Genomic DNA, 13,937 nt, shown 5'->3' with positions numbered 1-13,937 from the left:
CTATATACTTTATTTTAAAGGAGATGATAAAAATGAATATTGTAGAGGTACGCTCAGATAAAATATATAAAAAAATAATGAATGCACCTGCAAATAAGAAAGAGGATATATACAGATATGAGTTGATGAAGCCTTTTGAGTTTAAATGGATGTGTATAAATGTTCCAATCACTGCAAAACAAGAAGGTGGATATGATGTAATTATGGCAAGTGATATGATGGGGGTTTTATCTCCAAAAGATATTAATGAAAGTCAAATAAATAACATAGATATTCTATCCAATGACAAACTTTGGAACAAGTGTAAAGAAACTATTGAAAGTTCCATAAAGCCTTTTATAAAAGAGGGGTATAAATTGAACACTGAGGAGTATAAATTTTCAATATTATTAGCAAATCCAGAAAACCCTTATACAATATTAAGTGATGGATATTTTGGTGATGGTGGAATTCCAGGATATATATTTTTGTCAATAGTCCCAAATGAGTATACTATTAATAGGTTACCAGTAGCACTAGCACATGAATGTAATCACAATATTCGATTTCAATTTATAAATTGGAGTAATAACATAACTTTAGAAGAAATGATGATAAATGAAGGTCTTGCAGAAAACTTTGCAACATGGATGTTTGGTGATGATATAGCTAAAATGCAAGGATATTTTCCAGTAGGACTACCTTATTGTGCAGGATATGCCTGTGGTTACTATATGATTAAGTATTATTTAGAAAAAACAAACAAGTCAATAGTTGAGGCTACTTTATTACCATATAGTGAAATTATAGAGGTAATAAGGGAGTTTTGGGATTAAATCTATAAGTTGCATAATCTAAAAAGGATTATGCAACTATTCTATTTTTGAGAAAAATAAATTGACAATGATTTGTAAGAAATATACAATAATATATATAAAGAAATATTTCAATGATAAAATTTTGAAGATTTCATATCTAGTGTATCTAATACTACATGCTAGTTTCTTATTACTTATCTAAATATTATGTATTTCATAGTTACCTGTAAATTTACTATAAAAATATGAAATACACTAAATAATCGACTGAAAAATGAAATATTAATTAAATAAAATTCAAACTATAAAGATTAAATGAATATAATTAAAGTAAATATATAAAATTGAGTATAATATGGAAATTCTAATAGATTGTTAAATTTTAATTATACTTTGTACACTATAATTATAAAACTTATATCATGTTGATACTTAAATAGGCAATACAATTGCAGATATTATTTAATCTGTAAAGTTTATATGAAATGGAGATGATGCTATGACAGAATTGATGATTATAAGTGGGTTAGTGCTATTGATTTGTATAACCTCAAGCAAGGTATTATATAAATTTGGAGTACCGATATTATTGATTTTTATCTTATTGGGTATGTTATTTGGGTCTGATGGAATGGTAGGAATCTATTTTGATAACTATGAGTTAACAAAACAATTATGTTCTATTGGATTGATATTTATAATGTTTTTTGGAGGATTTGGAACAAACTGGAATATGGCTAGACCAGTTGCAATACCTTCCATAATGATGTCTTCATTAGGCGTAATAATTACAGCAGGTGTTACAGGTATCTTTTGTTACATGGTAATAGGAACTAGTGTATTTGAAGGTTTGTTAATTGGAGCAATTGCAGCTTCAACAGATGCTGCATCTGTATTTGCTGTATTACGTTCTCAAAAACTAAACCTAAAAGGTTCTCTTGCTTCATTATTAGAAGTTGAAAGTGGAAGTAATGACCCAATAGCATATATGTTAACATTAATTATTTTGACACTGATGAATAATTCTGGTGTAGAACTGATTATTCCAATGGTAATAAAACAAATAACTTTTGGATTGGCAATAGGATTTATATTGGCAAAATTATCTGTTTATATTTTGAAAAATTCAAATTTTGAGATAGAAGGATTTTATACTATATTTATTATAGCTATTGTGTTACTTTCTTATGCACTTAGTGAGTATGTTGGAGGAAATGGATATTTAAGTGTATATATTTCAGGTATCATTATAGGTAATAATAGGATACCTCATAAAAGGAGTCTAGTTCATTTCTTTGATGGAATTTCTTGGATTATGCAAATAATGTTATTCTTTATGTTAGGATTGCTATCCTTCCCTTCCAAACTACCAAGTGTATTTGGTGTAGCAATGGCCATATCTATATTTATGATAATTATTGCAAGACCATTAGCCACATTTATAACTCTAGCAAAATTTAAATTTTCAAACAAAGAAAAATTGTTTATATCATGGGTAGGTCTTAGAGGTGCTGCATCAGTAGTTTTTGCAATTTATGCAGTTACTCAAGGAGTAGTTATAGAAAATGACATATTTCATATAATATTTTTCATAGCCTTACTTTCAGTAGGACTACAAGGTACATTGATACCAGCTGTAGCAAGGAAGTTAGACTTGGTTGATGATAATACACCTGTATTAAGAACATTTAATGACTATGATGGTGAAATTAGTTCTAAGCTTATAGAAGTAAATATAGACGATGATAATAAGTGGGCTAACAAGAGTATAATGGATTCTAATATACCAGAAGACATATTAATAGTTATGATAAAACGAAAAGAGCAGGTTTTAGTACCTAAAGGGTCAACTGTTATAAAAAGAGGGGATATTTTAGTATTAAGTGGAGACAAAATTGAAGAATTAATATAATTATAATTTATTTAATATTGACTTTGACCTAAGGGTAAGGTTTAAACTTAAATTAATCAAGTCTAATGCGCAGGTGATGAGATGTTTTCTATAGGAATGTTTTCTAAAATAAATAAAATAACTACAAAGACATTAAGGTATTATGAAGATATAGGGCTGTTAGAGCCAGAATACGTAGACGAATTTACAAAATACAGATACTATACAACAGAACAATTGCCAAAATTGCATCAAATAATCACCTTAAAACAAATGGGCATATCACTAGTTGAAATAAAAGAAATAATAGAAAAGCCTGAAGAAGTGGAAAGGATTTTAATAAACAAAGAAAAAGAGATATTAGATGTAATGAGGAATGAAGAATATAAGCTTATTAAACTACGTAATTACCTTAAAAACTTAAAAGGAGAAGTCGATATGAATAATGTAATTATTAAGTCTCTACCAAAAGTTAAAATTGCTTCTATGAGAAAAGTATTAAAGAATTATGATGAACTTTTCAATTTGTTTCCAAATGTAATGGCTGGAGAAATGATGAAATCAGGGTGTACATGTATGGTTCCAGACTATTGTTTTAATATATATCATGATGGTGAATATAGAGAAACAGATATGGATGTTGAGATGTGTCAGGCGATAAATGACCTAAAAGAAGACACAGATTTATTAAAATTTAAAGAAATAGACGAAGTTGAAAATGCAGTTTGTATATTGCATAATGGCTCATATTCAACATTAGGAAAAACTTATGCAGCAGCATTTAAATGGATACAAGATAATAAGTATGAAGTAATAGGGCAATTTAGAGAATCTTATATAGATGGGATATGGAATAAGGAAAATGAAGAAGAATGGTTAACAGAAATCCAGATACCTGTGAAACATATTTTATAGTAAATTAAAATAATATATAAGTAATTAAGTAAGGTCTGTCTAAATAAAAAGATAGGCCTTATTTTTATATTTAATATATTTTACTAGATTTTTATGTATTTAAATATGCAATTTAAAATAGAGTTTTATACAACTAAGCTTAGAAAAACTGGTCTAACATAAGACATACAATTAATTGTTTAATTTTAATTAATTAATGATAGGATATGAAAATATACAACTTTATAAATAAAATATATTGATATTTTATTTATAAAGTTGTATATTTTCGTTGAGGTGATAAAGTGGAAAAATATAAAGTATTAACTGATAAAGTAAAACAAGTATTTAATGGATTTTATATTGATTATGAAAATGAAGATTTACCATATATAGATTTAGATAGGACTGACAAGATAATACTAAATGAAAGGTATTTTAAAATAGATAGTTTTCCTAAAACGATGGATAAGGAATCTCCACATAGTATCCTTGATGTATTTTGGGATTTAGATAAAGTAAAGGATAAGTATTTTATACAGGAAAATAAGTTTTTAAGAGCACTATTAATTATAATGAGTTACAGTAAAGAAATAATAATTGTAAGTGAATATTTTGTAAGTGAAAATAAAAAACATATAAAAAGAGTACTAAGTAAAAAGGAGAGTACATATCTAGAACAATTAAGCGATACCTTATTTGATTTTAAAGAAATAGGGTATAATTACTATATAATTGATGCTCTTATGAAGTTGGCACTAAGAGAAAGAGTTTATTTCTCTATATATATGTTGGATTTGGGAATAGGATTAGAAATAAATGGATTATTTAGCAATGTATATATAGGGTTAAATGGAAGTATAGATATAGTTAAGTATATTTGCAATGTAGAGGGCTTGTATGTAAGATAGATTATCAATTGTATAAAATAGTAATTTTAAGAATAGTAGGTGATTGTATGGAAATATTTGCAATAGGTCATTCAAATTATCCATTTGATAAGCTTATTAATATGATAAAAAAATATAATATAAACTGTGTAGTTGACATTAGAGAAACACCATATTCTAAATATAATATTCAGTATAATAGGGAGGCATTCAATGAATCCCTAAGAAAGGCTGGATTTGTATATATATACATGGGCAAGGAATTTGGGGCAAAAAGAACTAATAAAGATGTATATACAAAAGAAGGTTATGCAGATTTTGAAGAGGTAATAAAGGAAGAAGTATTTTTAAAAGGAATCGAAAGATTAAAAAAGGGATGTCAAATGGGTTATAAAATAGTTTTATTAGGTGCAATGCAAGAGCCTATAAGGTGTCATAGAAGTATTTTACTAGGAAAAATATTAAATAAAGAAGGTTTCAATGTAAAATATATAATGCATGAAGGACATTTAGCATCTCAAGAAGATATAGAAGAGTCATTATTAGATAAGTATTTTAGTGATAGAAAACAACTGAGTATTGATAATTTATTAGGAAATGCGTTAACAAGAGAAGATATGATACAAGAAGGCTATAGATTAGCTAATAAAGAAATAGGATATAGAACAGAAAAAATAGGTAAGTAAAATATATGAACTACCCAAAAACTTAAACACCATTTGATAAGAAAAATTATTATAAATTTGTAACAGTTAAACATGATGTACTAGCTAAGGTTTTTATGTTAAATTAATATCATTATCTAAAAGGTTACATTGTTTTAAATAGCACATCATGTTGTACTGTTAAAAAATAAAATCTCTAATATTACCATAATCAACTGTTCTATTAAGAGTAGGATGGCTAGATATAAATCTAACTGTAATTTTTGAGTTTAATAAACAAGGATTCGAAGTTAAAAACACTCTGTCTCCATTGACAATAGAAGTAATAGCCACTGGTAAAATATCAACAAATGTATCATATCTACTTTTAGCAATTTGATAAGGATAGTTTCCTACAAAAACAAATAGATTTAAGTCATATATATCATCAACGAACCAAGCCCATTGACCATAAACTTTGTCAATACTTACTGTACCTAAACCAAGTGTATCAAAGTATGTTGCTATAGTTAAATAAATATTTTCCATGTTTTCTAAGTATGAAACAGTATATCTTCTGAAACGTATAGGTGCTGTGGCAGAAATAGGGTAAACCATATTTACATTTAAATTATTCGCATTCAAATTAACCAAAGTATCACATCCTAAAAATAGTCTATAAGATACAATATTTAAATTGATGTGATTTTGTTACAGATATCTTATAAGATTTTATAAATGATTAGAATTAGGATACAAAGTGAATTAACAAGCCTAATAAGATATTCTACACTAATAGGTACAGGTTGGTAATAGTGTCAAATTGTTATTACAGGACTTATATGTGATAATATTATGAAATTGTTATTATTGTACAATAGTGGTACAATATTATCGAAATACAGTGATTGCGTTTGATGTCCAGCTATATTAACTGGTTAATTTAACTCATAAATATTTTAAATCTAGTATCCATAAAGAATAATAAACATAAGATAATTATAAAGATATACTGTGTTCAAATGATATTAAACAAGATTTATATTATTTGAATACAGTATATTATAACGTTGAAAATACAATTCTAAACCTTATGATATCAATTCATAGTTTGATAAACTAATTAAAAATTAAATTTATATAAAGAGGGAAAAGAGGAAAAGGAATGTTTATAAGGAAGAATGTTATAAGATTAGCAATTCCTATAATGATAGAGCAGACATTTGTTATGCTTTTAGGGGTATTTAATACAATGATGGCAGGTCATATTGGGGAAGAGGCTGTATCTGCAGTTGGAATGGTTGATTCAATCAACAATATATTTATATCTGTATTTGCTGCGCTATCTGTTGGTGCTACTGTTGTTGTAGCTCAACAAATAGGGAAAAGAGATAATGAAAAAGTAAATGAAACTATCAAGCAAGCATTAATATCTGGTGTAATATTATCATTTACAATAACAGTATTAATGTGGATTTTTAGAATAGGTGTAATCAATTTGTTTTATGGTTCAGCAGAAGAATTGGTAAAATCAAATGCAAAACTATACATAGAGTTTACATTATTCACCTATCCATTTATTGCAACACAGCAGATAGCAAATGGTATTCTAAGGGGTTGTGGAGATGTAAAGAAACCTATGTATGTGACTATGTTTATGAATATAGTAAATGTAACATTAGGATATATACTTATATATGGTGTTGATTTAAATACTTTAGGAATAAATTTACAGACACCTTCTTATGGCATAACAGGAGCAGCTATGTCTATTGCCATAGCCAGAATAATCGGATGTATAGTTATTGTAAGGGCTTTGTTTAAAGGGAATGAATTTATATCTATAGGTAAAATATTTCCATTTAAGATTGATGTTGAAACTCAAAAATCTATATTCAATATAGGTATACCAGCAGGGGTTGAACAATTACTTTTTAATGCAGGTAAATTGATTGTTCAAATATTTATAGTTACTATGGGAACATCAGCGATTGCATCAAATGCAATAGGAATGTCAATTGCATCTATTATAAATGTAATTGGAAATGCATTGGCCTTGTCTGCTACCACTTTGGTGGGGCAATATATAGGACGGGGAGACATCAAAGGGGCTAAGAGTACCTTATTGTATCTAACTAAATTTGCAACGGTTTGCTTATTTGCAGTAGGTGCTATATTTATACCAATTGCACCATGGATTTCAAGCATGTATACTCAAAACTCGAATGTAATTGATGTATCAACACAATTGATTCGAAGTGATTGTTTAGCTATGGTAATATGGCCTATATCCTTTGTATTATCAGCAGGGCTGAAAGGTGCTGGAGATACTAGATATACAATGATGACAGCCGTAATAGGAATGTGGATTTTTAGAATTTTTACAGGTTACGTATTAGGGGTTGTATTAGAATTTGGAGTGCTAGGAATTTGGATAGGTATGTATACAGATTGGCTTGTTAGAGGAACATTATATTGTTTGAGATTAAGAGGAACGAAGTGGCTAAAACACAAAGTTGCATAGAATATATAAAATCACTTTTAGATAGTAAATTCTATTTAAAAGTGATTTTTTATTTAGAGAATATCATAATTATAAGTATGATATATAGAAAAATTAAAATATGTAAATTAAGTATATAATTATATGGACACTATAAATTATATACTGTAGAGAATTACATAATTTGGCGACAAATATTAGAAATATATATCTATATTTAATAATATATATGGGTATATTATTAAATATAAAAAATATTAGATATTTATTTAATAATAAAGGTGGGTATTTTTATGATAAATAAAATAGGAAAAATAACTCTCTATGTAAATAATCAAGAGGATGCAAAATTGTTTTGGACAGAAAAATTAAATTTTGTGGTAACTTATGAAAAAGAAATGGGTCCAGATATGAAATGGGTGGAAGTAGCACCAAGTAAAAATGAATTTACAACATTTGTATTGTATGATAAAAATCTGATGATGAAGCAAAATCAAGATGTAAATTTATTGCATCCATCAATAATTTTAAGTACAAGAGATATTCATGGAACTTATGAACAGATAGCAAAGAATAAAGTTGAAGTAGGGGAATTAATGGAGATGCCTTATGGAAGAATGTTTTCTTTTAAAGACCAAGATGGAAATTCTTACTTAGTCAGAGAAGATAAATAATTTTGTAAAGTGTTAAATTTACTCAATATCTGATATAATTATTATAATTTAGTATTAAACGATAATTATATAATTAAAAATCAATTGTAAAATTTGAGTAGAGGTGATAAAATGTTTAAGAAAATGGCAGTACTAAAAGATATAGCAACTAAAATAGGACGTAAAAAAGCGTATGAATTATTAGAAATGGTTGAAGGTAATGACGCTTTTGTAGCTGAAGTAAAAATAAAAAAGAATGGGATTGAATCTAAAAAAGAAGAAATCATGTTAAAAGATAATCAAAAAATAATATTAGAGTATATAGAAGGTTAATTTTTAGATACATATATAATTAAATAATACTGATTTTTAAAGATGAGTTATGAAAACTCATCTTTTTTATTTTTTCATAACTTTGTTTTATATTTAATATATATTTTATCCCTTAGAGTTGCTGAGATATAAAAAGTACTGATATAATAAAAGAATGGATATAAATGTAATATTTTACAGAAAAGAGGGGTATTATGCTTGAAATAAAAAATCTTTCCTTTAATGTTGAGTCTAACAATGAGGAGCTAGGAATAATAAATGATGTTAGCCTTTCATTTGAAAAAGGCAAACTTATTGTTATCACAGGACCAAATGGTGGAGGAAAATCCACAATTGCTAAGCTTATTATGGGAATTGAAAAAGCCACTAGCGGTCAAATACTTTTAGATGGAGAAGATATAACTAATCTTAGCATCACAGAAAGAGCAAAAAAAGGAATAGGATATGCATTTCAACAACCACCAAGAATAAAAGGTATGACAGTTGAAAACCTGCTTACTCTTGCTCATGGAAAACCATTGTCTACTGATGTGTGTTGTCAATATCTTACAGATGTTGGATTGTGCTCAAAAGACTATTTAAATCGTGAAGTTGATAACTCTCTTTCTGGAGGGGAAATGAAAAGAATCGAGATAGCAACTCTTTTTGCTAGAGATTTAAAGGTTTCTATATTTGATGAACCTGAAGCAGGTATAGACCTTTGGAGTTTTGGAAAGCTTAATGAAAGTTTTAAGAAAATTCATGGGGAATCTGACCAAACTATAATCATAATTTCTCACCAAGAAAGAATACTAGAGTTAGCTGATGAAATAATTGTTTTACAAGATGGTTCAGTAAAAAGCCATGGAACAAAAGATGCTATATTACCTGAAATCATGTGCCAAGTTAATTCAAACTGTGGATTAATGAAAGAAATGAATTAATTAGAAAGGAAGGCAAATTAAATGAACAAAATAGACTTAAATCTTTTAGAAAAAGTTGCTGAACTTCGTGGAACTCCATTAGGAGCATACAATATACGTAAAAATGGACAAGGTATAGAAAGACATTCAACTGAAAATGTAACTATAGCTCCAAAGACTGATAAACCTGGAATTGATATTATAGTAAAACCAAACACTAAAGGAGAAAATGTTCATATACCAGTAATAGTAACAGAAGCTGGTGTACAAGACATGGTTTATAATGATTTTGAAATTGGAGAAAATGCAGATGTTGTTATAATTGCTGGTTGTGGTATACATAATTGTGGTAATGATGACAGTGAACACAATGGAATACATAGATTCTTCTTACATAAAGGAGCTCGTCTAAAATATGTGGAAAAACATTATGGCGAAGGTGATGGAGAAGGAAAAAGAATTTTAAATCCAGTTACGATTGTTAATATGGGTGAAGATTCATATTGTGAAATGGAAACAATTCAGATTAAAGGCGTTGATTCAACTAAAAGAGAAATGGATGCCACTTTAGGTAAAGGAGCAAAGATAGTTGTATTTGAAAAGTTGTTAACTCATGGAAATCAAGTTGCAGAATCTAATATGAAGGTTATATTGGAAGGTGAAAATTCTTCTGCTCAAGTAATTTCTCGTACAGTTGGTCAAGACAACTCTAAACAAAAATTTAATCCTTGTGTTATTGGGGATTCTCTTTGCTCTGCACATGTTCAATGTGACTCAATAATTATGGGAAATTCTCAAATTAGTGCTATACCTGAAATTGCTGCAAACCATCCAGATGCTCTTTTAGTACATGAAGCAGCAATTGGAAAGATTGCAGGAGACCAAATTTTAAAGATGATGACATTAGGACTTACAGAAGAAGAAGCAGAACAACAAATACTAAATTGTTTTTTAAAGTAAGTCCAAGTTTTTATTTAATTTAATATAATTAATATAGTATAATATAATGAATAAGTCTAAAATTTTTTTATTTTTAGACTTATTTTCTTTATGTAAGATAAAACTATTAGAGAAATTATACTGTAATTAGGATGTGGAATAAATGAAAAACTTACTTATAAGAAATGGCACAATAATATCTCCAAAAGATGGTATCAAATTTGAGAAAAGAGATATCTTGGTTTTACATGGAAAGATATGTGATATTGGATTAAATCTTAAAGAAATGATAAGAAAAGAAAAAATACTCATAAACAAAGAGTTTGAGATAATAAATGCTAACAACATGTATATTTCTCCTGGATTTATAGATGTTCATACCCATTTTTATAAGAGAAAATTACCTACAGGTATGGATTCTGATTCAATTGGAATTGAAAAAGGTTCAACAGTTATATTTGATGCAGGTACAGCAGGTCCTGTAAATTACTACGATTTTAAGAAAAAATATATGGATGAATGTAAGACTGAAGTGTATTCATTTTTAAATGTAACTAATGAGGGATTAAATATATTGAATGAATCAACATCTTTAGATGTTATAAATTTTGATAACATTGAGTCTATTGTAGAAAAAAACATGGAAAAGATAAAAGGTATAAAAGTAAAAGCAAGTAAATTTCAATCTAGTACAGATGGTATAGATATAATTAAGAAGTCAAAGCAAATTGCAGAAAAATTAAATTTACCATTAGTGGTATATATAGGGGAGTATCCATCATATATAGATGAAGTAATGAATATTTTGGGAAAGGGAGATGTAGTTACGCCTGTATATGGAAATAGCACAAATGGAATATTTAATGAATCTGGCAGTTTGAGAGAATCTGTATTAAATGCAAAAGATAAAGGTGTATTATTTGATGTATGCCATGGATTAGAGCAGTTTGATTTTGAAGTCTTTAAAAAAGCAGTAAATCAAGGATTAGAGCCAGATTTAATAAGTACAGATATGCATATAAAAAATATGAAAGATATACATTATTCTCTTTTAAATGTTGTAAATAAAATCATGGAACTTGGTATACCTCTAGAAAAATGTATAGAAAAAGTAACTGAATATCCAACAAAAGTTTTTAATTTGCAAGGAAGTCAAGGTAGGATAAAAATTGGTGGAGAAGGTGATTTTACAATATTTACAATAGATGATAGTGAAGAAATTATAACAGATTATAATAATAATGAACTAATGCTAAATAAAAAATTGAACTTACAATATACTATAAAATCATGGATGAAAAGTAGTGAAGTTTATAGACATTCGTATGATGGCACTGTAATAAATTAAGTTATATTGAAAAAAAAGGAAAAATATGTTTAAATTAGTATATATTGGATAAATATGTAATGGAACAATAATTATAATTTTAGGGGAGGTATTTTAGTATGAAAGCATTTGTTGATAAAGATGTATGTGTAGCTTGTGGAGCGTGTATAGGAACATGTCCAGACGTTTTTAGTATGAGTGATGAAGGACATTCAGTTGCAATTGAAGGAGAAATACCAGCAGAATTACAAGATTTATGTAAAGAAGCAGAAGAAGGATGTCCAGTTTCAGCTATAACAGTTAAATAAGACTGTTTAGATTTAGTTTCAAGACAACATATAAGATTTGATTATTATTTAAGCTATAGTATTAGATTAAGATTCTATTACTATAGCTTTTTAAAATATATAAACTCAAAAGATAATATATTATTTTTATAAAAAGTGGAGGACTTATATATGAAGAAAAATTATGAAATAGTGCTGTTTGACCTAGATGGAACACTTACAGACCCTAAAGAAGGAATAACAAAGTCTATTCAATATTCTTTAAATAGTTTTGGTATAGAAGAAGAATTGGATAACTTAGAACAATTTATAGGGCCACCCCTACATTCTACTTTCAAAGACTATTATAAATTTGAAGATGAAAAGGCAACAGAAGCTGTTGAAAAATATAGAGAATACTTTTCTGACAGAGGAATATTTGAAAATAAAATCTATAAAGACATAAAGGAGACTTTAAAAATACTTTATGAGAATGGGAAAACATTATTATTAGCTACTTCTAAACCAACAGTTTTTGCAGAAACCATACTTAAATATTTTGGTATAGATAGTTATTTTAAATATATCGCAGGTAGTAACCTTGATGGTACAAGAGTAAATAAAAATGAAGTTATAGAATATGTGTTAGATTTGTGTGGTGTAACAGATAAAGATAAGGTCATTATGATTGGTGATAGAAAATACGATATAATTGGAGCTAATAAAATAGGTGTAGATTCTATAGGGGTATTGTATGGATATGGTTCTTTTGATGAAATTAGTAAGAGCAATCCTACCTATATTGTCGAAAGTGTTAAATCTATAAAAGATATTTTGCTATAAATATCTTTTATAGACAAAAACAATACAAAATGGTGTAGCATATTTAAAAATATGATATTATAATTAAGGAAGCCATTTAAAAAAGAGGAGGATGCACTTGAAATGAAATCTATTTTAATCATGGGTGGAAGCGACTTCATAGGTTCTGCACTTGCTAAGCGTTTAATTAAATGTGGGTATCAAATAGATATACTTACGAATGGTAAAAAGGAAATAGATTATAAAGGATTTAGAGAGCACTTAATTTGCGATAGAAAAGTACGCAAAGATATGGAAAACATTATCAATGGAAGACAGTACGATTACATATATGATATGACAGCATATACAAAAGAGGATGTTGGTAATCTTATTGATTTTGTGAACTTAGATAGCTTAAAAAAATACATAGTATTGTCAGCAGGAGCCGTATACAAAGATAGTGGAAGAAATGTAAAAGAAGATAATGAAAAAGGTGAAAATGAAAACTGGGGTAAATATGGACTTAACAAAAAAGAAACAGAAGATTTTGTTATAAATAGTTCTATACCATATATAATTATTAGGCCAACTTATATATATGGTGAAAATAATAATTTGTATAGAGAATACTATTTCTTTGAAAAAATAGAAAAAAACGAAAAAATACCAGTACCTAAAGGAAAACAAGTAAGCAATCAATTTATATATATTGGGGATTTAGTAAAAGTGTTAGAAAGTGTAATGAAAAATTCTCATGTGAGAGAAGCGTATAATGTAACAAATCCACAGTTAATATCTTGGGATGAACTTATATATACATGTGGAGAAGTTATTGGGAAGGAACCTATTATAAAATATGTAGACATGGAAAAAGTTGAGTTTAGAGAGAGAACTTACTTCCCGTTTAGAAATATAGACTTTAATCTAGATATAAATAAGCTTATTGAACATGGTCTTTATATACCAAATGTTTTATTAAAAGAAGGCCTTACAACAACATATAAATGGTTCTTAGCCAATAAACCAAAATTACATGATAGAAAAATGGATAAAGTTGAGTCTGTAATGCAAATAGTTTAAGATAATAAATAAGT

General features: G+C 27.6%; 16 protein-coding genes. 14 read left to right on the top strand and 2 right to left on the bottom strand.

Going from position 1 to position 13,937, the window contains the following annotated elements; genetic code table 11:
- The first annotated feature begins 32 nt into the window (after positions 1 to 32).
- From IC174_RS14995 to IC174_RS14975, 5 genes are all read left to right on the top strand, one after another.
- The gene (locus IC174_RS14995) at positions 33 to 815 is read left to right on the top strand and encodes a DUF2268 domain-containing putative Zn-dependent protease (RefSeq protein ID WP_227483299.1); all 783 of its coding nucleotides are present in this window, start codon (positions 33 to 35) and stop codon (positions 813 to 815) included.
- Positions 816 to 1,296: 481 nt separating this feature from the next.
- Complete coding sequence (locus IC174_RS14990) at positions 1,297 to 2,709, top strand: potassium/proton antiporter (RefSeq protein ID WP_227483298.1); 1,413 nt, start codon at positions 1,297 to 1,299, stop codon at positions 2,707 to 2,709.
- A gap of 81 nt (positions 2,710 to 2,790) precedes the next feature.
- Positions 2,791 to 3,603, top strand: a complete 813-nt coding sequence (locus tag IC174_RS14985; RefSeq protein ID WP_227483297.1) for a MerR family transcriptional regulator — start codon at positions 2,791 to 2,793, stop codon at positions 3,601 to 3,603.
- Positions 3,604 to 3,887: 284 nt separating this feature from the next.
- Positions 3,888 to 4,493 carry a hypothetical protein gene (locus tag IC174_RS14980; protein ID WP_227483296.1) on the top strand — a complete coding sequence of 202 codons (606 nt, stop codon included), beginning with the start codon at positions 3,888 to 3,890 and terminating at the stop codon, positions 4,491 to 4,493.
- Positions 4,494 to 4,540: 47 nt separating this feature from the next.
- The gene (locus tag IC174_RS14975; protein ID WP_227483295.1) at positions 4,541 to 5,158 is read left to right on the top strand and encodes a DUF488 family protein; all 618 of its coding nucleotides are present in this window, start codon (positions 4,541 to 4,543) and stop codon (positions 5,156 to 5,158) included.
- A gap of 159 nt (positions 5,159 to 5,317) precedes the next feature.
- On the opposite strand, the gene IC174_RS14970 is transcribed toward IC174_RS14975, so the two are convergent.
- Positions 5,318 to 5,770 carry a staygreen family protein gene (locus IC174_RS14970; protein WP_227436443.1) on the bottom strand — a complete coding sequence of 151 codons (453 nt, stop codon included), beginning with the start codon at positions 5,768 to 5,770 and terminating at the stop codon, positions 5,318 to 5,320.
- 511 nt (positions 5,771 to 6,281) lie between these two features.
- On the opposite strand from IC174_RS14970, the gene IC174_RS14965 reads away from it, so the two are divergent.
- The 5 genes from IC174_RS14965 (at position 6,282) to IC174_RS14945 (ending at position 10,467) form a co-directional block, all read left to right on the top strand.
- Positions 6,282 to 7,640: an MATE family efflux transporter gene (locus tag IC174_RS14965; protein ID WP_227483294.1), complete on the top strand. Its 1,359-nt coding sequence runs from the start codon at positions 6,282 to 6,284 to the stop codon at positions 7,638 to 7,640.
- A gap of 272 nt (positions 7,641 to 7,912) precedes the next feature.
- Complete coding sequence (locus tag IC174_RS14960; RefSeq protein ID WP_227436439.1) at positions 7,913 to 8,293, top strand: VOC family protein; 381 nt, start codon at positions 7,913 to 7,915, stop codon at positions 8,291 to 8,293.
- A gap of 111 nt (positions 8,294 to 8,404) precedes the next feature.
- Positions 8,405 to 8,605 carry a hypothetical protein gene (locus tag IC174_RS14955; RefSeq protein ID WP_003420681.1) on the top strand — a complete coding sequence of 67 codons (201 nt, stop codon included), beginning with the start codon at positions 8,405 to 8,407 and terminating at the stop codon, positions 8,603 to 8,605.
- 194 nt (positions 8,606 to 8,799) lie between these two features.
- Positions 8,800 to 9,528, top strand: a complete 729-nt coding sequence (locus IC174_RS14950) for an ATP-binding cassette domain-containing protein (protein WP_227483293.1) — start codon at positions 8,800 to 8,802, stop codon at positions 9,526 to 9,528.
- Between the two features lie 21 nt (positions 9,529 to 9,549).
- On the top strand, positions 9,550 to 10,467 hold the full coding sequence (locus IC174_RS14945; RefSeq protein ID WP_227436436.1) for a SufB/SufD family protein: 918 nt from the start codon (positions 9,550 to 9,552) through the stop codon (positions 10,465 to 10,467).
- Here IC174_RS14945 and IC174_RS21425 read toward each other — a convergent pair.
- Complete coding sequence (locus IC174_RS21425) at positions 10,459 to 10,566, bottom strand: hypothetical protein (RefSeq protein WP_227436595.1); 108 nt, start codon at positions 10,564 to 10,566, stop codon at positions 10,459 to 10,461. The two genes, IC174_RS14945 and IC174_RS21425, sit on opposite strands and share 9 nt — an antisense overlap.
- Before the next feature lie 43 nt (positions 10,567 to 10,609).
- Here IC174_RS21425 and IC174_RS14935 point away from each other — a divergent pair, with 43 nt between their 5' ends.
- The 4 genes from IC174_RS14935 (at position 10,610) to IC174_RS14920 (ending at position 13,923) form a co-directional block, all read left to right on the top strand.
- Positions 10,610 to 11,794 (top strand): amidohydrolase family protein, encoded by a 1,185-nt coding sequence (locus IC174_RS14935; RefSeq protein ID WP_227483292.1) that lies wholly within the window; start codon positions 10,610 to 10,612, stop codon positions 11,792 to 11,794.
- 98 nt (positions 11,795 to 11,892) lie between these two features.
- Positions 11,893 to 12,081: a ferredoxin gene (locus IC174_RS14930; protein WP_227436432.1), complete on the top strand. Its 189-nt coding sequence runs from the start codon at positions 11,893 to 11,895 to the stop codon at positions 12,079 to 12,081.
- A 150-nt stretch (positions 12,082 to 12,231) separates the two neighbouring features.
- Positions 12,232 to 12,882, top strand: a complete 651-nt coding sequence (locus IC174_RS14925; RefSeq protein ID WP_227436430.1) for an HAD family hydrolase — start codon at positions 12,232 to 12,234, stop codon at positions 12,880 to 12,882.
- A gap of 102 nt (positions 12,883 to 12,984) precedes the next feature.
- Entirely contained in the window at positions 12,985 to 13,923 is a 939-nt protein-coding gene (locus tag IC174_RS14920; protein ID WP_227436429.1) for an SDR family oxidoreductase, read from the top strand.
- Positions 13,924 to 13,937 lie beyond the last annotated feature (14 nt).

The sequence above is a fragment of the Clostridioides sp. ES-S-0001-03 genome (assembly GCF_020676075.1).
GTDB lineage: Bacteria > Bacillota > Clostridia > Peptostreptococcales > Peptostreptococcaceae > Clostridioides.
Note: the sequence above shows the minus strand (reverse complement) of the source record. Positions and strands in the feature narration are given on the sequence as shown.